24 protein-coding genes are annotated in these 18,818 nt (G+C 70.9%); 11 read left to right on the plus strand and 13 right to left on the minus strand.

Annotation, left to right across the window (positions count from 1 at the left end):
- Positions 1-6: 6 nt before the first annotated feature.
- The 3 genes from ABDZ89_RS08610 to ABDZ89_RS08620 all read left to right on the plus strand — a co-directional run bounded on the left by ABDZ89_RS08610 (position 7) and on the right by ABDZ89_RS08620 (position 1,515).
- Positions 7-222, plus strand: coding sequence for a DUF7979 domain-containing protein (locus ABDZ89_RS08610; protein ID WP_343778286.1), 216 nt, complete (start codon positions 7-9; stop codon positions 220-222).
- A gap of 74 nt (positions 223-296) precedes the next feature.
- Complete coding sequence (locus ABDZ89_RS08615) at positions 297-713, plus strand: DUF7124 domain-containing protein (RefSeq protein WP_343778288.1); 417 nt, start codon at positions 297-299, stop codon at positions 711-713.
- A 94-nt stretch (positions 714-807) separates the two neighbouring features.
- Positions 808-1,515, plus strand: coding sequence for a MogA/MoaB family molybdenum cofactor biosynthesis protein (locus ABDZ89_RS08620; RefSeq protein WP_343778289.1), 708 nt, complete (start codon positions 808-810; stop codon positions 1,513-1,515).
- A 12-nt stretch (positions 1,516-1,527) separates the two neighbouring features.
- On the opposite strand, the gene trpG is transcribed toward ABDZ89_RS08620, so the two are convergent.
- The 6 genes from trpG to ABDZ89_RS08650 all read right to left on the minus strand — a co-directional run bounded on the left by trpG (position 1,528) and on the right by ABDZ89_RS08650 (position 7,743).
- Positions 1,528-2,121, minus strand: a complete 594-nt coding sequence (gene trpG, locus ABDZ89_RS08625) for an anthranilate synthase component II (protein ID WP_343778291.1) — start codon at positions 2,119-2,121, stop codon at positions 1,528-1,530.
- On the minus strand, positions 2,118-3,818 hold the full coding sequence (trpE, locus tag ABDZ89_RS08630) for an anthranilate synthase component I (protein WP_343778292.1): 1,701 nt from the start codon (positions 3,816-3,818) through the stop codon (positions 2,118-2,120). The genes trpG and trpE overlap by 4 nt, the downstream gene beginning before the upstream one ends.
- Complete coding sequence (locus tag ABDZ89_RS08635; protein WP_343778293.1) at positions 3,815-4,459, minus strand: phosphoribosylanthranilate isomerase; 645 nt, start codon at positions 4,457-4,459, stop codon at positions 3,815-3,817. Before ABDZ89_RS08635 ends, trpE begins: the two co-directional genes overlap by 4 nt.
- Complete coding sequence (gene trpD, locus ABDZ89_RS08640; protein WP_343778294.1) at positions 4,459-5,511, minus strand: anthranilate phosphoribosyltransferase; 1,053 nt, start codon at positions 5,509-5,511, stop codon at positions 4,459-4,461. The genes ABDZ89_RS08635 and trpD overlap by 1 nt, the downstream gene beginning before the upstream one ends.
- Before the next feature lie 151 nt (positions 5,512-5,662).
- A complete protein-coding gene (locus ABDZ89_RS08645) occupies positions 5,663-6,364 on the minus strand; it encodes a universal stress protein (RefSeq protein ID WP_343778296.1) in 702 nt (233 codons plus the stop codon).
- Positions 6,365-6,453: 89 nt separating this feature from the next.
- A complete protein-coding gene (locus tag ABDZ89_RS08650; protein WP_343778297.1) occupies positions 6,454-7,743 on the minus strand; it encodes a tRNA pseudouridine(54/55) synthase Pus10 in 1,290 nt (429 codons plus the stop codon).
- Between the two features lie 125 nt (positions 7,744-7,868).
- Between ABDZ89_RS08650 and nth the strand changes: the two genes are divergently transcribed.
- The 6 genes from nth to ABDZ89_RS08680 all read left to right on the plus strand — a co-directional run bounded on the left by nth (position 7,869) and on the right by ABDZ89_RS08680 (position 12,246).
- Positions 7,869-8,552: an endonuclease III gene (gene nth / locus ABDZ89_RS08655; RefSeq protein ID WP_343778298.1), complete on the plus strand. Its 684-nt coding sequence runs from the start codon at positions 7,869-7,871 to the stop codon at positions 8,550-8,552.
- Between the two features lie 194 nt (positions 8,553-8,746).
- Positions 8,747-9,301, plus strand: coding sequence for a DoxX family protein (locus tag ABDZ89_RS08660; protein ID WP_343778299.1), 555 nt, complete (start codon positions 8,747-8,749; stop codon positions 9,299-9,301).
- Positions 9,302-9,441: 140 nt separating this feature from the next.
- Positions 9,442-10,521 (plus strand): glutamate--cysteine ligase, encoded by a 1,080-nt coding sequence (locus ABDZ89_RS08665; RefSeq protein ID WP_343778301.1) that lies wholly within the window; start codon positions 9,442-9,444, stop codon positions 10,519-10,521.
- Positions 10,522-10,614: 93 nt separating this feature from the next.
- Positions 10,615-11,235 (plus strand): helix-turn-helix domain-containing protein, encoded by a 621-nt coding sequence (locus tag ABDZ89_RS08670; protein WP_343778302.1) that lies wholly within the window; start codon positions 10,615-10,617, stop codon positions 11,233-11,235.
- Positions 11,236-11,320: 85 nt separating this feature from the next.
- The gene (locus ABDZ89_RS08675; RefSeq protein WP_343778303.1) at positions 11,321-11,815 is read left to right on the plus strand and encodes a phosphopantetheine adenylyltransferase; all 495 of its coding nucleotides are present in this window, start codon (positions 11,321-11,323) and stop codon (positions 11,813-11,815) included.
- A complete protein-coding gene (locus tag ABDZ89_RS08680; protein WP_343778304.1) occupies positions 11,812-12,246 on the plus strand; it encodes a hypothetical protein in 435 nt (144 codons plus the stop codon). Before ABDZ89_RS08675 ends, ABDZ89_RS08680 begins: the two co-directional genes overlap by 4 nt.
- A 9-nt stretch (positions 12,247-12,255) precedes the next feature.
- On the opposite strand, the gene ABDZ89_RS08685 is transcribed toward ABDZ89_RS08680, so the two are convergent.
- From ABDZ89_RS08685 to ABDZ89_RS08705, 5 genes are all read right to left on the minus strand, one after another.
- Positions 12,256-13,692 carry an FAD-dependent oxidoreductase gene (locus ABDZ89_RS08685; RefSeq protein ID WP_343778305.1) on the minus strand — a complete coding sequence of 479 codons (1,437 nt, stop codon included), beginning with the start codon at positions 13,690-13,692 and terminating at the stop codon, positions 12,256-12,258.
- Between the two features lie 86 nt (positions 13,693-13,778).
- Entirely contained in the window at positions 13,779-14,216 is a 438-nt protein-coding gene (locus ABDZ89_RS08690) for an RNA-binding protein (protein WP_343778306.1), read from the minus strand.
- Between the two features lie 21 nt (positions 14,217-14,237).
- A complete protein-coding gene (locus ABDZ89_RS08695; protein ID WP_006113388.1) occupies positions 14,238-14,426 on the minus strand; it encodes a hypothetical protein in 189 nt (62 codons plus the stop codon).
- A 225-nt stretch (positions 14,427-14,651) separates the two neighbouring features.
- A complete protein-coding gene (locus tag ABDZ89_RS08700; protein ID WP_343778308.1) occupies positions 14,652-15,233 on the minus strand; it encodes a DUF7524 family protein in 582 nt (193 codons plus the stop codon).
- A gap of 112 nt (positions 15,234-15,345) precedes the next feature.
- Entirely contained in the window at positions 15,346-15,540 is a 195-nt protein-coding gene (locus ABDZ89_RS08705) for a methytransferase partner Trm112 (RefSeq protein WP_343778309.1), read from the minus strand.
- A gap of 139 nt (positions 15,541-15,679) precedes the next feature.
- Between ABDZ89_RS08705 and ABDZ89_RS08710 the strand changes: the two genes are divergently transcribed.
- Positions 15,680-15,964 carry a ribonuclease P protein component 4 gene (locus tag ABDZ89_RS08710; RefSeq protein WP_343778310.1) on the plus strand — a complete coding sequence of 95 codons (285 nt, stop codon included), beginning with the start codon at positions 15,680-15,682 and terminating at the stop codon, positions 15,962-15,964.
- A 109-nt stretch (positions 15,965-16,073) separates the two neighbouring features.
- The gene (locus tag ABDZ89_RS08715) at positions 16,074-16,736 is read left to right on the plus strand and encodes an HAD family hydrolase (protein ID WP_343778312.1); all 663 of its coding nucleotides are present in this window, start codon (positions 16,074-16,076) and stop codon (positions 16,734-16,736) included.
- 118 nt (positions 16,737-16,854) lie between these two features.
- On the opposite strand, the gene ABDZ89_RS08720 is transcribed toward ABDZ89_RS08715, so the two are convergent.
- Entirely contained in the window at positions 16,855-17,538 is a 684-nt protein-coding gene (locus ABDZ89_RS08720; RefSeq protein WP_343778313.1) for an HAD-IIB family hydrolase, read from the minus strand.
- A gap of 79 nt (positions 17,539-17,617) precedes the next feature.
- Positions 17,618-18,790, minus strand: a complete 1,173-nt coding sequence (locus ABDZ89_RS08725) for a Cdc6/Cdc18 family protein (RefSeq protein ID WP_343778314.1) — start codon at positions 18,788-18,790, stop codon at positions 17,618-17,620.
- Positions 18,791-18,818: the final 28 nt, after the last annotated feature.

Raw genomic sequence — 18,818 nt, forward strand, 5'->3', positions numbered from 1 at the left:
TATCACATGTCACTCAGAGATACCGGGCGACAAGTACGGCTCCGCCGCACCGGCCGCGTTCCGTCCGACGCGTGCGTGCGCCACTACGACGAACTGGACGACGACGAACAGGGCGTGGTCCGGGAGCTGGCAGGCAAGCCGTGGACGGCGCCGGAGATCGGAGATCTCGACGACGGCGACGTGGTGAAATTCACCGATTACTACCAGGTTCGGTCGCGGTGAGGCCGGGCGCCTCGCTCGACGCGTGACCTCCCCGGAAACGAAGTTGTTTTCGCCGGTGGGGAGCAAGCGGTTCCATGGACAGCGGTGGATCCACGGACATGACGCTGGCGTTCGAGTTGGAGGCGCTGAAAGCGCTCGCGGACCCCAACGCGGTGTTCAACAACGCCCGCCAGTGGACCGAGTACGTCGGCGTCGTCAGCGAGAAGCCCACCTACGTCGTCACGAACTTCACGCGGAAACACCGCGTGCGACAGGACTTCTTCTCGGGACCGCGCGGCGTCGAAGAGAGCTTAGAGAACATCAGCCAGCAGTTCGACACCGACCGTCACGTCTTCGTGGGAGTCGACGCCGACGACGAGGCGGTCGCCGACGCGACCGGGTGGGAGTTCCTCCACGTCGAGGACGCCGCCGACGCCGCGGGATGGACCCTCGCGACGGGCGAGCAGGGAGACGAGGAGCCCGACGAGCAGGCCCGCGACGACTGGCCCTGATCGGCGGTCGCGGCGCGGTCGCGCGAGGGGTTCGCGAGGCGACTCGGCTCCGACGACCGGGAGGTGTTTTGGCGAGGGCGACGAACGCGGAGTCATGAGCGACCACGACCGCCACGGCCACGGCGGCGACCACGACCACCACACCCACGACGACGACCACGACCACCACACCCACGACGCGGAGGCGGTCTCCGTCGCGGTCGTCACCGTCTCCTCGTCACGCAGCGCGGAGGAGGACCCCGCGGGCGACTACGTCGCGGCCGCGTTCGAGGAGGCGGGCCACGAGGTCGCCGTCCGGGAGCTGATCCCCGACGACTACGACAGCGTTCAGGGGACCGTCGACCGACTCGCTCGCCGGAAGGACACGGACGCGGTAGTGACCACCGGCGGGACGGGCGTCACGCCGGACGACGTCACGCCGGAAGCGGTCCGCGGGCTCTTCGCGAAGCCGCTCCCCGGGTTCGGCGAGCTGTTCCGCCGACTCTCGTACGACGAGGTCGGGACGCGAACGATCGGGTCGCGCGCGACCGCCGGAGTCGTCACCACGACGCCGGTGTTCTGTCTCCCCGGCTCGGAGAACGCGGTCCGGCTCGGCGTCGACGAGGTGATCCTCCCCGAAGTCGGTCACCTCGTCGGCCTCGCCGGGCGAGGGGTCGATGACGACGAAGGAGACGAGGTGGGCGACGAAGAGAGCGGCGCGGGCGACGAAGAGAGCGGCGCGGACGACGAAGAGAGCGGCGCGGGCGACGATGAGATCGAGGCCGACGGCAACGAAGAGACCGAGGCCGAAGACGACGCCTGAGGCGCCGCTCCCTCAGACTCCCGTGAGGAAGTTCCGGATGAGGTCGTGGCCGGACGCGGTCAACACGCTCTCCGGGTGGAACTGGACCGCCTCGATCGGGTGTTCTCGGTGGCGGATCCCCATCACGATCGACTCGCCGTCGTGGTCCGTGGTCGCCGTCACCGAGAACGCCTCGGGCACCTCCGTGGCCGCGAGCGAGTGGTAGCGGCCGGCGCGGAACCCCTGGTCGAGCCCGCGGAACACGCCCGTCCCGTCGTGGTCGACGCCGAACGCCTTCCCGTGGACTGGCTCGGGGGCGTGACCGACGGTCCCGCCGTACTCGTAGACCGCGGCCTCCAAGCCGAGACAGACGCCGAGCGTCGGCACCGTCGGCGAGAGATCGCGCAAAACCGCGGTCGTCACGCCCACGTCGCGCTCGTTCTTCGGATGGCCCGGCCCGGGGCTGATGATCACCGCGTCCGGCTCGGCCGCTTCGATGTCCGCGAGCGACGCGGTGTTTTTGAACACCTCGACGGCGACCGGTTCGCCGTCGATCGTCTGGTCGGAGACGTACTCGACGAGGTTGTAGGTGAACGAGTCGAAGTTGTCGACGACGACGACCTTCATCGGTCGGCCTCCGAACCGGTGGCGAGCGGTTCACCGTCGTCCGCGCCGCCGTGCTCGTTCGCGTCGGCTGACTCGTCCGATCCGGCCGCTTCCGCGTTACCGTCGCGGATCCGGTCGATGGCGGTCAACACGCCGTCCATCTTCTGTTCGGTCTCCTCGTACTCCGCGGCCGGGTCGGAGTCCGCGACGAGCCCGGCTCCGGCGCGCACGCCGACGACCGACTCGTCGCCGCTCTCGTCGAGCGTCGCCGTCCGGATCACGATGGCGAAGTCTGCGTCGCCGGTCCACGCGTAGTAGCCGACGCCGCCGCCGTACGCCTCTCGCGGGGTGGTTTCGAGATCGTCGATGATCTCCATCGCCCGCACCTTCGGCGCGCCGGTGAGCGTGCCCGCGGGGAACGTCGCGCGCGTCGCGTCGAACGCGTCCGCGTCGGCCGCGAGCGTTCCCGTCACGGTCGATTCGATGTGCTGGACGTGGCTGTACTTCAGCACGTTCATGAACTCCTCGACGCGGACGGAGCCCGGCTCCGAGACGCGCCGCACGTCGTTGCGCGCGAGGTCGACGAGCATCGTGTGCTCGGCGCGCTCCTTCCCGTCGGCGAGCATCTCGCCGGCGAGCCGGCGGTCCTCGACCGGGCTCGTCCCCCGCGGGCAGGTGCCGGCGATCGGGTTCGAGACGACGCGGTCGCCTTTCACCGACACGAGCGTCTCCGGGCTGGCCCCGACGACACTCCGGTCGTCGTGGCGCAGGACGTACATGTACGGCGAGGGGTTCACGTCCCGGAGGGCCGCGTAGAGCCCGAGCGAGTCGACCTCGCCGCGGAGCTCGCGGCTGCGCGAGATCACGCCCTGGTAGATGTCGCCGTCGAGGACGTGCCGTTTCGCCGTCCGAACGGCGTCCTCGTACGTCTCTCGGGGGTCCGCGGACTCCTCACGCACGCGGACGCCGTCCGGGTCCGGAGCCGGCGCCGCGCGGAGTTCGGTCGCGACGCGCTCGGCCTCCGCGACCAAGTCGTCGTACACCGCGGCCGGGTCGTCGTCGACGCCGATCACCGGCGTGAACACGACCTCGGCGCTGTCGTCCTTCTCGTCGAAGACGACGGTGCGGGTCGTCAGTGCGAACTCCGCGTCCGGGAACTCGGTCTCGGGGCGATCGACGCCGACCTCCTCCAGCCAGAGGTCGTACACCGCCTCGTACGCGAGGAATCCGACGAAGCCGCCGGAGAGTATCTGCCGGTCGGTGTCGGGGAACCCGCGCAGGCTCACGTCGGGGAACGCGGCCCGGATGCGGTCGACCGCGTCGCCCGCGTCGGGACCGATCGCCTCGTCGCCGCCGACGAACTCGGCGGCCGGGCCGAGCTCGGTCACGTCGGTGCGGTCGGGGTGGACGGAGACGATCGCTTCCGGGTCGTAGCCGACGAACGAGTAGCGGGCGTGCTTGTCGGCCTTCCCGCTGGCGGTGAACGCGCCGTCGGGGTCGCTGGAGGCGACCTTCTCGCCGGACTCCAGGAGGAACCCGTACGGCCCGTCGCCGACCAGCGTCGCGTACGCCGCGAGCGGGGACACGTCGGCGTCGAGCGAGGCCGACGCGCGGACCACGACCGGCCTGTCGGCGTCGCTGGCGAGGTCGACGAACGCCTCCTTCGAGCGGTCGAGGGCGGGCGCGGGACCGTCGGGAGCCGTGTCGCGGTCGGTCATGCCAGCTCCATCTCCCGGCCCGCGTTGGCGACGAACCGGGCCACCGCGTTGTGGTCCTTCCGGCCGCCCTCGATCTCGACCCCGGAGGCCACGTCGACCGCGAAGGGGTCGGCGACGCGGACCGCCTCGGCGACCGTGTCGGCCGTGAGGCCGCCCGCGAGGACGACGGGCGTGGTGAGTCGCTCGGCGAGCTCTCCGGTCGCGCGCCAGTCGTGCGTCTCGCCGGTGCCGCCCGCGCCCGAGTCGTCCGTGGAGTCGACGACGAGCGCGTCGACCGCGCCGTCGAACTCCTCCGCTCGGGCCGGGTCGTCGGCGTCCACCGTGAGCAGCACCTTCCGCTCCGTCTCCGCGCGGATGTACCGCAGCTCGTCGAGCGTCCACTCGCCGTGGAGCTGGATCGCGTCGGGGGCGACCGTCCGGACGAGCTCGACCGCGTGCTCGGCCGAATCGGGCATCGTCACGAGCGTCGCGGTGACGAACGGCGGCACGTCGGCCAGCAGTTCGGCCGCCGTCGCCGGGTCGACCTCGCGGGGAGAGTCGACCGGGACCTCGGTGATGACGCCCACCGCGTCGGCGCCGGCCTCGACCGCTGCGCGGAGGTCGGCCTCGCTCGTGATGCCGCAGATCTTCACGCGAGCCATCAGTCGTCGTCCTCCGCGGTCGCGGTCTCGACACCGTCACCGGCGGACTCGCCGTCGCCGCAAAGCGCCGCGAACTTCTCTGCGGCCGCGCCGGAGTCGATCGCCTCGGCCGCGCGGTCGACGCCCGCCGCGAGCGTGTCGGCCTCGCCGGCGACGTAGATCGCTGCGCCCGCGTTCGCGAGGATCAGGTCGCGTTTGGGTCCCGTCACGGAGCCGTCGACGATCCCGCGCAGGTCGGCGGCGTTCTCCTCGGGGCTCCCGCCCGCGACGGCCTCGATGGGCGCGCGGTCGAGTCCCAGGTCCTCGGGCGAGACGGAGAACTCCGTCACGTCCTCGCCGTCGACCTCGGCGGCGACCGTCTCGTCGTGGATCCCGATCTCGTCCATGCCCGCGCCGTGGACGACGAGCGCGCGCTCGACGGGCATGTGCGCGAGCGACCGCGCGATCACCGGAACGAGGTCGGGATCGTAGACGCCGAGCACCTGCGCGTCGGCGCCCGCGGGGTTGGTGAGCGGACCGAGGACGTTGAATATCGTCCGCATCCCGAGTTCCTTCCGCGGGCCGATGACGGCCTTCATCGCCGGGTGGAAGACGGGCGCGAGCATGAAGCCGATCCCGTCCGTCTCGATCGCGTCCTCGACGGCCGGGGGTTCGGCCTCGACGTCGGCGCCCGCGACCTCCAGCACGTCCGCGCTCCCCGAGGAGGAGGAGACCGAGTAGTTGCCGTGCTTGGCGATCGGCACGCCGGCGCCGGCGGCGACGATGGCAGCGGTCGTCGACACGTTGATCGTGTCGTAGTCGTCGCCGCCGGTCCCGCAGGTGTCGACGAGCGGTTCGCCGTCGGGGTCGATGGTGCGCGCGGCGTCGCGCATCCCCTGCGCGAAGCCCGCGATCTCCGCCTCGGTCTCGCCCTTCGCGCGGAGCGCGGCGAGCAGCGCCCCGATCTGGGCCTCCGTCGCCTCCTCGAAGACCAGTCGCGCGGCCTCGCGCGCCTCCTCGAGGGTCAGATCCGTCCCGTCCGTCACGCGCTCGACCGTGTCGTTGAGATTCATTGTGTCCACCGATGTAGTATTCCGCGTTGTGATGTACAAGTATGTACACTAATTTAACGCTGTCGCCGCGACGCGGATCGGTAACACGCGGCGAGAACCGGGTGGCGAGAGCGACGAGACGGGCGCGCAACGGGCGAGAAGTCGAGGGGGTCTACGCCGCGTCGAGCGCGGTCGACCCGTCGGCCTCGACGACGACGACGGGTACCTCGGCGTCCCCGACGACGGTGTCGGTGGTGGAGCCGAAGACGAAGCGGCCGACGGTCCCGGTCGTCGGCGCGCCGACGACGACCAGGTCGTAGTACGCCGACTGCTCGACGATGGCGCCCGCCGCGGTCCGGTCCTCGACGAGCCAGCGGTCCGCGCGGTCGAAGCCGCCGAGCCGCTTCTCGGCCGCATCGAGGAGCCGCTCCCCGGCCGAGGCGTAGTCGGTGGCGTCCGGGTCGCCCGCGTCGACGGCGGTCCCGGAGGCGTCCTCGCCCGGGCCGGCGTCGGCGAGCGCCGCGTCCGAGGGGACGACGTGGAACAGTTCGAGCCACGCGTCGGTCGCCGCCGCGATCTCTCGCGCGACGTCGACGGTCGCCCCCGAGTGCGGGCCGGGGCCCACGGCGACGAGGACCGACGAGACGCGGTCGGGGCGCTCCGCGCGGTCGGCGCCGTTCAGCGACGCGTCGGCGACGGCCGGAACCTCGGCCGCGTCGTCGACCGCGGGGCGGATCACGGTGTCACCGACCGCGGGCGAGCCGGCGTGACCGGCGCCTCCGGTCCCGGCCGAACCGCCCGACTCGCCGCGGGCGCCGCCGTTTCGCGTCCCGCCCTCTCGGGCGTTTCCGCCGTCGGCGTCGCTCCCGTTCATACGCGAACGTCTGACGCTCGTCAGATAAATCCCGTTGGTTCCCGGTTCGAGACGTGTGCCGAGAGGCCGGACCCGGAGTCCGGAGCGCGCTACTCCCGGAAGAACTCGTCGCGCTCGAACGGTTCGTCCTCGCCCTCCACGGCGAGCACGTCGAGCGCGGTCACCTCGGCGCCGACGCCGAGCAGGCCGGCGAGGCTCGGCTCGGTGCGGCCCTCGTCGCTCGATATCAGCTCCTTGATATAGAGACCGCCCTCGCCGCGGATCTCGACCGTGGCGTGGCGGGGATCCGCGGCGTCCAGTTCGGCGGTCGCCTCGTACACGTCGCGTTCGCGGGTCATGCTCGCGCGCCGATGGTCGACCCGGTTCGGGGTGTACTGCTCGACGGTCCGCCCCTCCAGTTCCGCCACGGCCGCGGCGAGCGCGTCGGCGTCGACGTCGGCGTCGAACGCGACCTGCGCGCGGTAGCGCTTGGCGGCGTCGTGTTCCTTCACGCGCTCGACGGTGTCGTAGGTGGCGAGCCGGAGCCCCTCGACCTCGACCGCGCCGTCGGCGAAGGCGTTGATGTCCGACTGGAGGCGGTCGGTGTCGACCCGGCGGCGACGCGGCTCCTCGACCTCGATCACGAACGGGCGGCCGGTGCCGAGCATGAGCGCGTCGACGTCCTCGCGGCCCGCGCCGTGGAACGTCGCCTCCGTCCCGTCCATCACGTCCTCGACGATCGGCGCGGTGTACTCCTCGACGCTGTCGTCGTAGAGGTAGCCGGAGCCGCCGCAGTGGTCACAGGGGTCCGGACCCTGTCGCCCGGAGCCCTTACACTCGCGGCAGGGCCACTCGGTCTGCGGGATGTCGCGCTCCAGTTTCCGGTATCGCCCGTACACGAACGTGGAGTTCACCTTCGCGTCGATCGCGTCTTCGGCCAGATCGATCGTGAACTGCACGTCCGGGCGGTCGAAGGAGACCTCGGCGCCCGCTGCCCGCCCGAACCGCTTGCCGACCTCGCGGTTGAACTCCGATTTGAACGGCTCCCCGGCGTCCTCGTCGAGGCCCGCCTCCGCGCGCAACAGCGCCTCGTTCTCCTCGATCAGCGGCGGCGGCCGGGTGCCCACGTTGTAGGTGGCGAACTCGACGCCGTCGACGGCTTCGGCGGCGCGACCGGCCCACTCGTCGAAGTCGGCACAGCGCCCCTCACAGACCCAACACTCCGCCGTTTCGACCGGCTCGTGGTCCTCGTCGTCGCGCAGCGAGAGCGACACCCGGAGCGCCGAGCCGCGCTCGGCGTTCGACAGTCCGAAGCTGCGGTCGGCGACGAGCCGACCGAGACAGGCGTCGCACACCGGCCCGGTCGCGGTCGCGCGCGCCGCGACGTCGAGTACGTCCATACCTCCACCAGCGCGCCGCGTGGTAACTGTCTTACTACTCGGTGGGAGGGGAGCGCGCCTCCGGCCCGGGCGGCCGGGACGGTCCCAGTCGGATCGTTCAATGTCGCCCGGACGGAGGGTGTCACATGGGCACGTCACTCGACACGCGCGAAGGGCAGGTCGCCGAGGTCCTCGACCGGCTGTACGAGGAGTACCCCGACTCCACCATCTCGCTCAACTACTCGAACCGGCTGGAGCTGCTCATCGCCGTGATCCTCTCCGCGCAGTGTACCGACGAACGCGTGAACAAGGTGTGCGCCGACTTATTCGAGACGTACGAGACGCCCGAAGACTACGCGAACGCGCCACAGGAGGAGCTCGCGGAGGCGATCAACTCGATCACCTACTACAACAACAAAGCGAAGTACATCCGCTCCGCGTGCGGCGACATCGCCGCGGAACACGACGGCGAAGTGCCCGACACGATGTCGGAGCTGACGGACCTGGCCGGCGTCGGCCGCAAGACCGCCAACGTCGTCCTCCAGCACGGCCACGACGTCGTCGAGGGAATCGTCGTCGACACGCACGTCCAGCGGCTCACCCGTCGACTCGGAATCACGGAGGAGGAGCGCCCGGAGGCGATAGAGCAGGACCTCCTGGACGTCGTTCCCGAGAGCGATTGGCAGCAGTTCACGCACCTGATGATAGACCACGGTCGCGCCACGTGTACCGCGATCAACCCCGACTGCGCCGACTGCGTGCTGGCGGACGTCTGCCCCTCGGAGAAGGGCGACGCCGAGGTCGACTTAGCGAGCGGCGAGGCGTGGTAGGCCGGCCGCGCCCGGAGACACCGGGAGACGGCGAGGCACGGTCCGTGACGCCTGGCGCGAGTCGAACTCCTTCGGCGAGCCGTATAAAAAGACCCGCCCCACCGTGGGAGTCGGTGAAATCCGTCTCGCCGAGAGAGAACCCGCTGTCCGGTTTATGCCCTACTCCGGCGTATCTGTAAGTGAGGAGAGACACTATGTCCACAACAGACACAAACGAGTTCGGCGGGGAGTTCGGCGGCGTCACGCTCTTGGGGAAGGCGCACTCGCTGTCGGCGCTGTTCATCGTCCTGCTCCGGGCGACCATCGGCGGAATGATCCTGTTCGCGGGGCTCGGCAAGGTCTCCGAGTGGCCGTTCGACGCCGCCGGATACCTGGCGAACATCAACCCCGCGAGTCCGGTCAGCGGGATCTACGCCGCCATGGCGTCGAACGCGGCGCTGATGGAGTTCGTCAACGTCGTCGTCCCGGTGACGCAGCTGCTCATCGGCCTCGCCCTCATCGCCGGCGCGTTCGTCCGGCTGGCCGCGCTCGGCGGCGCCATGCAGATGATGCTGTTCTACCTCGGCGGGTGGAGCGGCGAGGCGCTGGCGCTGTTCGACTCGACGCTGGTGTACGCGGTCGTGTTCCTGACGGTCGCGGCGTTCGGTGCGGGCCGCGTCCTCGGACTCGACGCCTACGTCGAGCAGATTCAGGTCGGCGGGCAGGCGCTCATCGAGAAGTTCCCGGCGCTCCGGTACGTCCTCGGCTGAACCGGACGCCTCGGTGTGACAGGGGTGTGACCCACCCGTCCGACTCGTTTTCCGATCGATTGACGGCGGATTTCCGTTCCGGACGCCGCAGCTTCCGGCTTCCAATCCATATAAGACCGAGCGACCGGTACGGGGCGGTAATGGAACTCGGTTCGCGGGACGCGTTCTCCCGGATGGGGACGCTCGGCATCGAGGAGGAGTTCTACATCGTCGACGCCGAGGGCCGCCCGACGTCCGGGACCGACGATCTCGTGTACGGCCGCGACCCGCCGGCGGCCGTGCCGGAGGGGTTCGACCACGAGCTGTTCGAGTGTACGATCGAAGCGCAGACGGAGCTGATCGAAGACCCCGCGAACGCCGACGAGGCGCTCGCGACCGTCCGCGAGGCGCTCGTCGAACACGCCGCCGCCGACGGGTATCAGATCGCGTCCGCCGGCCTCCACCCGGCCGCGAAGTGGCGCGAGCTCGACCACGTTCAGAAGCCGCGGTATCAGGCGCAGTTGGACCGGATCCAGTACCCGCAACACCGGAACACCACCGCGGGGCTCCACGTCCACGTCGGCGTCGACGACGCGGACAAGGCCGTGTGGGTCGCGAACCGGCTACGGTGGCACTGCCCCGTGTTGCTCGCGCTGTCGGCGAACTCCCCGTTCTGGAACGGGTTCGACACCGGGCTCGCCTCGGCCCGCGCGAAGGTCTTCGAGAACCTCCCGAACACGGGGATCCCCTCCGCGTTCGACGACTTCGACGCCTTCCAGCGGTACGAGCGCCGGATGGTCGAGACGGACTCCATCGCGGACCGCGGCGAGTTGTGGTTCGACGTGCGCCCGCACACCGGCCACGGTACCGTGGAAGTGCGCGCGCCAGACGCCCAGCGCGACCCCGAAGTCACCCTCGCCTTAGTCGAGTACGTCCGGGCCCTCGTCGTCGACTACGCGGAGCGCTACGAGGACGGCGAGTCCCCGCCGACGCTGCGCCGCGAACTGTTAGACGAGAACAAGTGGCGGGCGATCCGTCGCGGCCACGACGCCGCGTTCGTCGACCGAAACGGCGAGGAGACGAGTTCGCTCGGCGAAGTCGTCGAGCGGGAGTGTGACCGGCTCGGCGTTTCCGGGATTCGCGACGTGTACGAGGCGGAGAGCGGCGCAACGCGGCAGCGCCGCCTCCGCGAGGAGTCCGGCCTCGACGCGCTGTGTGCCGACCTCCTCGTCGGCGCCTGACGCCGGGCCCGGTCGGGCCCACCCGCGCCGGATCTTTCGTCGGAACGAAAGCGACGAGAAACTCTTTTGCCCGCGTAGCCCCCAGATTTCGGTATGACAACGGACGAGACGCCCTCCGGTTCGAGCGACGACGCGGAGGAGTCGCCGACGGAGCGCACCCGCGAAGAGCTTCGGAAGACGAAGGAACGACTCGGCGAGGGCGCCGACCGCGCGGTGAAGGGGTTCGACGACAACGTCGTCGACCTCCTCGCGTGGGTGCTCGACACGGAGACGCGGGCGCGAATCTACGTCTACCTCCGGGACAACCCGCAGAGCACGAGCGACGAGGTCGCCGACGGCACCGGGCTCTACCCCAGTACCGTCCGCGAGGCGCTCGCCGAGCTCCACGACGAAGAGACCGTCGAGCGCGACAAACGGAAGTCCGAGGGGGCGGGCAACAACCCCTACGAGTACGAGGCCATCGCGCCGAGCGACCTCGTCCGCGGCGTCGTCGGCGACGTTCAGGCGGAGCTGAACGCGGTGTTCAACCTCGACCGGCGCCTCGGGGGCGAGTCGCCCGACGGCGACACCGAGCCCGTCCAGATATCCGTCGGCGGAGAGGACGACGAGAACGGCCACGACGAGACGGACGACGCGGGTACAGAGGCGGAGACGACCGCCGACGAGGACGGAGCGGAGCCGGAAGACGCGGGCGACCGGGAAGCCACGAACTGATCGGCGTCGGCGACCGGGACGCGACCTCCCGTCGACGCGACCGCGGTTCGGGACGTTTTAAGTTCGACCCGGGCAACGGAGAGGCATGAACGTCGCGCTGGGGGGTACGTTCGACCCCGTTCACGACGGCCACCGAAAGCTGTTCGAACGGGCGTTCGAACTGGGTGACGTCACCGTCGGACTCACCACCGACGAGCTGGCGCCGAAGACCCGACACGTCGAGCGGTACGTCCGTCCCTACGAGCAGCGCGAGCGCGACCTGGAGGCGGAGTTGGCCCCGCGCGCCGAGGCCCACGGCCGCGAGTACGCGATACGGGAGCTGACGGAGCCGACCGGCATCGCGGTCGAGCCGCAGTTCGACGCGCTCGTGGTCTCGCCGGAGACGCGCGACGGCGGCGAACGCATCAACGAGATCCGCGCCGACCGCGGCCACGACCCGCTCGATCTGATCGTGGTCGGCCACGTCGAAGCGGAGGACGGCGAGCGCATCTCCTCGACCCGGATCGTCGCGGGCGAGATCGACGAACACGGCAACCGCACCCCCGACCGCGAGGGGCGGGGCGCGACGCGCCCGGAATGACGAGCGGCGAGTCGGCGGACGGCGAGAGCGCGTTCCGCTCGATCCTCCTCGGTGAGACCGGCTTCGAGCGCGCCGCGGTCTGGAGCGCGGTCGGGCTGGCGCTGTCGTACGTGGCCTTCGACGCGACCGGCGCGATCGGCGTCGGCGCCCCGGAGACCGCCCTCGCGCTCGCCGCCGTCACGGCGGTCGGCGCGCTCGCGTTCGCCGCGACCGGCGGCGGCGCCCTCCCGACGGCGGTCCTCGCGTACGGGCCCTTCGCGGGGACGTTACTCCGGGGCATCGGGCCGGCGCCGTACGTCAGCCCCTTCGCCGCCGGCGGACCGTCAGCGCTCGCGGTCGCCGAACCGCTCGGCCTCGCGGTCGCCGTCGCCGTCGCGGTCGGGTTCGCCGCCGCGGTGATCGGCTTCCTCGTCGGGCGGGCTCGGGCCTGACCCCTCGGTTCACTCGTCTAACGTCCCGTTCAACACCTTCGCAGCGACGAGTACGGGGTCCCACACGGGGCTGAACGGCGGCGCGTACGCGAGGTCCAGCCGCTCGACCTCGGCGACGGTCATGTCCGCCTCGATCGCGGTCGCGAGCGTGTCTATCCGGATCGCGGCGCGGTCGGTGCCGGCGATGCTCCCGCCGAGCAGGCGCCCCGTGTCGCGGTCGGCCACGAGCGTCACGTCCGTCTCGGCCGCGCCCGGGTAGTAGCCCGAGCGCGATCCCGCGGTCACCGTCTCGCTGACCGGGTCGAACCCGGCGTCGACGGCGGCGTCGCGGTCGAGGATCCCGACGCGCGCGGCCTCCGTGTCGAACGCCTTGACCGCGGCCGTGCCCGCGATGTCGCCCACGGGAGTCGGGTCGCCGGCGATCGTCGTCCCGATGGCGCGCCCGGCCCGGTTGGCGGTGAGCCCGAGCGGCGTCCAGTCCGGCTCGCCGGTCACCGCGTGACGCGCCGTCGCGCAGTCGCCGGCGGCGTACACGTCCGGGAGGCTCGTCCGGCCGTGGTCGTCGACGCGGATCGCGCCGCCCGGGCCGAGATCGACCCCGGTCCCGTCGAGGAGGTCGGTGTTCGGGCGGATGCCGACGCCGACGACGGCCATGTCGACGGGGACCGTCTCGGCGTCGTCGCCCCCGACTTCGACCGCCTCGATCCGGTCGTCGCCGACGAGCGCGTCGACCGGCGCGTCGGTGTGGACCGTGACGCCCTCGGCGTCGAGCGCGTCCTCGACGCGGTTCCCGACCGTTTCGCCGAACGGCGAGAGGAGGTGGCCGGACCGGTGGAACACGTGGACCGAGAGCGCCCGCTCCGTGAGCGCCTCCGCCACCTCGACGCCGACGTACCCGCCGCCGACGACCGCGACGCTCTCCGGCGCCGGCATCGCCCTGTTGCGTTCGACGCGCTCGCGGTCGACCGCGCTCACGTCGGCGCGGTCCGGGTCGTAGGCGTCCGGGTCGGCGACGTAGGCGTCGATGGCGGCCGCCGCGTCCATGTCGTGGAGGGTGAAGGCGCCGTCGAGGCCGCGCACGTCGAAGGGGCCGGTGGTCGCCCGCGCGCCGGTGGCGACGAGCAGGTCGTCGTACGCCTGCTCGGTCCGGTTTCCGTCGGCGGTCTCGACGGTGACGCGTTTCGCGTCGGGGTCGACCCCGACGACCTCGCTACCCCGACGGAGGTCGATGCCCCGCTCGTCGACGTCGCTCGGCGACAGCGAGAGGAGGTCGGACATGCGGTCGACGTAGCCGGCGATGAAGTACGGCATCCCGCAGTAGGCGTAGGAGATCCACTGACCCTTCTCGAAGACGACGACCTCGCGGTCGGGCGCCTCGCGGCGGAACTTGCTGGCCGCGCTCAACCCCGCCGCGTCGGCGCCGACGACCACGAACGGATCGCTCATGGTCGGTAGTCAGCGGGTGCGGTGAAAAAGGCATCCCGGGGATGCGGGCGGGGCACGCGACCGGCGAAACGCGCCCCGACCGCCGGTCAGTCGTCGTCAGCTAGCCGCGAGAGCGTCTCGCGGGCGTTCGCGACGGCCTTCTCCTTTTTCGCCGGGTACGCCTCGACCTTCGTGCGGACGGTGAGCCCGGGGCCGAGCCGTACCTCGTCGCGGAACGCGGCCTGCTTGTCGAGGCGTAAGAACAGCGCGCAGTTGTCGTCGATCCGGTCGTCGAGTTCGTCGAGGACGCGGTCGAGGTCGTCCAACTCGGAGAGGCGGTCGAGCACGTGTCGCATCTCGTCGGCGGTCTCGACCCGCGCCGAGAGGACGACGATCCGGTCCCCGTGATGGCCCACGTTCTCGTTGCGCTCGAGCTCGACGTCCTCGGGGAGGAGCGCGTACAGCGCCTGTTCGACGCGTTTCACGTCTTCCGTCGCGTACGAGAACGCGCGGAGATCGACGTAGTGGAAGGGGACTTTCGGCATGCGAAACGAGTGGGGGCGGCGTTACTCCTCGCTCTCGACGGCGTCGAGCGCGTCCTCGGGGACGCCCGTCTCCTGACCGTCCTCGAAGCTGACCGTGTACGTCGCGTCGCCGAACATCGTCTCCATCACCTGCGTGATCGTGCCCGACTCGCCGTCGTACTCGCTGTGTTTGTCGTGGAGCACGACCTCGTCTTCCTTCTCGAAGCTCATGGTGCGACATTCTGCCGGGACGGTTAAAAGCGCGCGGATACGGGCCGAGCGGGGTGGCGATCGAGCGGGGTGGCGATCGAGCGGGGTGGCGATCGAGCGGGGTGGCGATCGAGCGGGGTGGCGATCGAGCGGGGTGGCGATCGAGCGGGGTGGCGATCGGACGAGATGGAGCGAGCCACGCCGGCCGCGGTCCGCGCGCCGCGACCGGCGTCGGGCGCCGTCGCGTCAGCTCACCGCGATCAGCGCCGCTCCGAGGGTGACCGTCAGCGCGACGGCCACCACCACCCAGACGACCGCGCTGTCGACGGCGAGCGCGAGCGCGACCCCGGCTGCGACCGCGAGGAACCCGAAGACGGCGCCCGCGATCCCGCCGCGTCTGACCAGTCGGTCCACCGCGTTCGCCACCTGCCGTCCGGGCGGGACGTCCGGCGTGCGCTCCGGGGGCGCCGAGAGCTCCTCGTCGACGGCGACGGGCTCGCTCGGCTCGTCCGGCGAGGGGTCGATCCGCACGTCGACGTAGCGGGTGTTCGACCCGTAGCCGGTGACGATCTTCAGCTTCCCGCGGACCGGCTCGTCGACGTCGGCGGTCGAGACGTGGACCCGGCGCGTAGCCTCGTCGGCGACGTAGTGGTTTACCTCGTCGACCGCGGCCACCCGATCGAGTTCGTCGTCGAAGTGGAGGTGAACGTGCGTCGAGCGCCCGTCGTTATCGAACGCGATCGGGAACGGGCCGTCCGTGACGAACGCGTCCGGCGCGTCGATGTCGTGGACGGCCTCCCCGTTCAGTTCGACGTCGAGTGTCGGCACAGTCGAGACCACGACCCCGCACTAAAAAAAGATTCACACCACTGAGGGGTCCGTCGGCGCTCTCGGCGGGGTCGAGACCGCCGACGAGCCGAAAGCGATCGGTTCGAGCCGGTTACGCCGTCGCCTCCTCGCGCATGTCCGGCGGGAGGAGGTTCGGGATCCCGTCTTCGATCGGGTAGGTCTCGCCGCACTCCGTACACGTGAGCGTGCCGGCGAGAACCTCCTCGTCGTCCTCGTCGTCGACGTCGAGTTCGAGGGTCGCCTTGTCGAGCGGACAGCAGATCACGTCCATCAGAGACTCTTTCATACCGTTCGGTTGGATCGGACCGATAAAAAAGCGTGCGGGTCGCGGACGCCGCGTCCCTCTCGGGGACGCACGGATCGAAGGGACGCCGCGACCGGTCGGGATGGTAACGTCTTTGCCGGCGCGCCCCCGCCGTCGTGACATGGGAATTCCGGCGGAGCGGATCGAGCGACTGTTCGCGCTCGCCCGCGAGGCGGTCGTCGACGACGAGTACGACCGCGCCCGGGAGTACGTCGCCCGCGCCCGCCGGATCGCGGAGCGGAACCGGTGTGGGATCCCGACCGAACTCTCCAGACGCGCCTGCGACGACTGCGCCGTCTACCTCCGGCCGGCGAGGACGAGTCGCGTCCGGACGCGACCCGGGCGCGTCGTCGTCCGCTGTCTGGAGTGCGGCGCGACGGCGCGGTATCCGTACGGCGAGGAGTGATCGCCGCGGTCGCCGGTCTACGACGCCACCCGCTCGACGCGGCCATCGTGTCGCCGGGCGGACCGGGACACCGAAACGATTAATCCGGGTTTTGGGAAACACCGAGGCCGTGACCGGATACGACGCGATTCTCTTCGACAACGACGGCGTCTTAGTCGAGCCGCCGGCCCACGAGACGGCGGTCGAAGCGACGCGAGAAGCGTTCGAGGAGGTGGGCGTTCGAGACCCGAACCAAGCACACGTCGACGACGTCGTACGCGGGACGACCGTCGACAGACTGCGTGAGATGTGTGCCGCCTACGGCGTCGACGTGGAGGCGTTCTGGCGAGCCCGCGAGCGGCTGGACGAGCAGTCTCAGTTCGAGAAGTTCGAGTCGGGGTCACGCACGCTCTACGACGACGTTCAGAGCGTCACGAACCTCGATCGACCCCGCGGCGTCGTGAGCAACAACCACCACAGCACGGTCGAGTTCGTGTTGGACTTCTTCGGCCTGCGGCACGCGTTCGACACCTATCACGGCCGGGAGAAGACGGTCGAGAGCCTGGACCTGAAGAAACCGAACACGCACTATCTCGACCGGGCGGTCGCGGAGCTCGGCGCCGAGTCGGCGCTCTACGTCGGCGACAGCGAGAGCGACGTGAGAGCGGCCCACCGGGCCGGGTTGGACTCGGCGTTCGTCCGACGGCCACACTGCCGCGAGACGACCCTCTCCGTCACGCCCACCCACGAAATCGGCTCGCTCCGCGAACTCGCGGCCGTGACGGACGCGTGAGCGGGATCCTGACCACGAGGGCGATTCCCTCCGAATCGAGCTGATGACCCGTGCGCGTCCCCCCGGAGTCGCCGGGACGAGCTGAGCAGAGTGGACGCGCTCCGCCGTCGGGTACGGACTATCGAGCGCGCTCGCGCAGCGAAGCCAACACCGCGGCGGTGCCGTCCATGTACCCCTCCGCCACCACCTCGTCGGCCGCCTCGCGGGCCGCGTCGTCCGCGTTGGCGACCGCGTACGACTCGCCGGCGACGCCGAACGTCGAGACGTCGTTCTCGCTGTCGCCGACCGCGACGAACGACTCGGGGTCGATATCGAGCGCGGCGGCGACGCGTTCGAGCGCCCGACCCTTGCTCACGCCGGCGGACTTGACGTGGAAGGCGTACCCGGTGTCCACGACCTCCACGTCGCCGCCCGCGGCGGCCGCGACCTCGCGTAAGAGCGCCTCGTCGGCGTCGGGCGAGACCGCAACCTCAGTCTCGCGCCAGCGGTTCACCGTGTCGCCGTCGCCCCAGCCGACCGCCCCGCCGCGCTCGCGGAACGCCTCGACGACGGCCCACGCCGCGTCCGGGTCGCCGACGATCGTCGTCTCGCCGTCGACGTACGCGACGCCGCCGTTCTCAGCGATCACGGTCTCCTCGCGGCCGAGGAAGTGCGCCAGCGCGACCGGGTAGGGGAACGCCTTCCCGGTGGCGAACACGACCGGCGCGTCCCACGCGGGCAACAGCTCGAAGACGCGGGGGTCGACGCGGCCGGTCGGCGTCGTCAACGTCCCGTCGATGTCGAGCGCCAGGGGCGGAACCATATATCCAGAGTCGGAGACTCGGCGACAACTGTCTTCCGTTCGAGAAGGGGCGCCCGCGCGGTGGCCGTCCGCGCGGCGGCTATCCGGCCCGGACGCGCCGGTCGAACAGCTCGCGGAAGACGACCGTCGGGAATAGCGGCACCAGTCGGCTCGGCGGGCGGCCCTTCCCGTCGCTCTGATGGACGGTGACGCGTTCGAGCAGGCCGCCGTCGGCCAGCTCGTAGAGCACGCGCCGCACCGTCGACGCCGAGAGGTCGACGCCCGGACGCGCCGCGATCGCTTCCGTCGCCTCTCCGACCGTGGAGCGCTCCGACTCGGAGAGGCCGGCGAGCTCGTAGAGGAGTCGCTGGCGGCTCTCCGGGAGCGCGAGGACGCGGCCCAGCGCCACGCACGGGCGGGGTACCCCTTCGATTCCGGCGTCGACGTCCCGCGACCGGACGGTGGACGCGCCCGCGCGCTCCGCGCTGACGGCCGCGCCCATCACGGCGGCGAGCGCGTCGTGGGCGTCGCCCGCGGCCCACTCGACGATCTCTCGGATCTGGTCGTGAGAGAGCGCGTCCCGGCCGAGACCCGTCGAACACCGGCTCGTCAACAGCTCGACGAGCACGTGGCGGCGGTACTTCGAGAACTCGACGGTCGTCTCCGGCATCCAGTCGATCGAGTCGGGCGGGTCGCGGCCGAGACACACCGACGTGAGTCGCTCCCCGACGTCGGTGAGCCAGTCGATCAGCGTCGTCGGCGTGGGCGTCTCGGGCTCGTTCGTGTGGTCGACGGCGACGACGAGCTCCGGACCGGTACGCATCGCGTCGCGCAGCGACTCCGCCAGGTCGTCGGTGCCGATCCCGTGGTCCGGAACGGGCTCGTCGCTCATCGCGGCCAGCATCGCGTGGTACAGCCGGAAGCGGGTCGACGCCTCGCGGGCGTCGACGTAGACGAACCCGGGGATCGTCGGCTCGACCGCCCGCGTCGTCGTCTGAATGGCTCGCCGCGGGCCGCTGTGGCTCGCGAGCCGGTCGAAGAGCGCGGAGACGACCGCGGACTTCCCGCTCCCCTTCGGACCGTACACGTAGGCCGTCGGCGGGAGCGACCCGGAAAAGGCGGGCGCGAACACGTCGAGGAGACGCTCTATCGCCGGGCCGCGACCGATCGGCGACTCCGCGTGAGAGACCGGCGACACGGCCTCGAAGTCGACGAGCACGCTCATGCCCGCGTCGTAGCCGAGCCGACGCTCGATCCGGTCGTCGATGTTCACGGCCGCCCCTCCGGAGTTCGTCGCCGGG

The organism is Halorubrum ejinorense (assembly GCF_039522565.1).
Classification (GTDB): Archaea; Halobacteriota; Halobacteria; order Halobacteriales; family Haloferacaceae; genus Halorubrum; species Halorubrum ejinorense.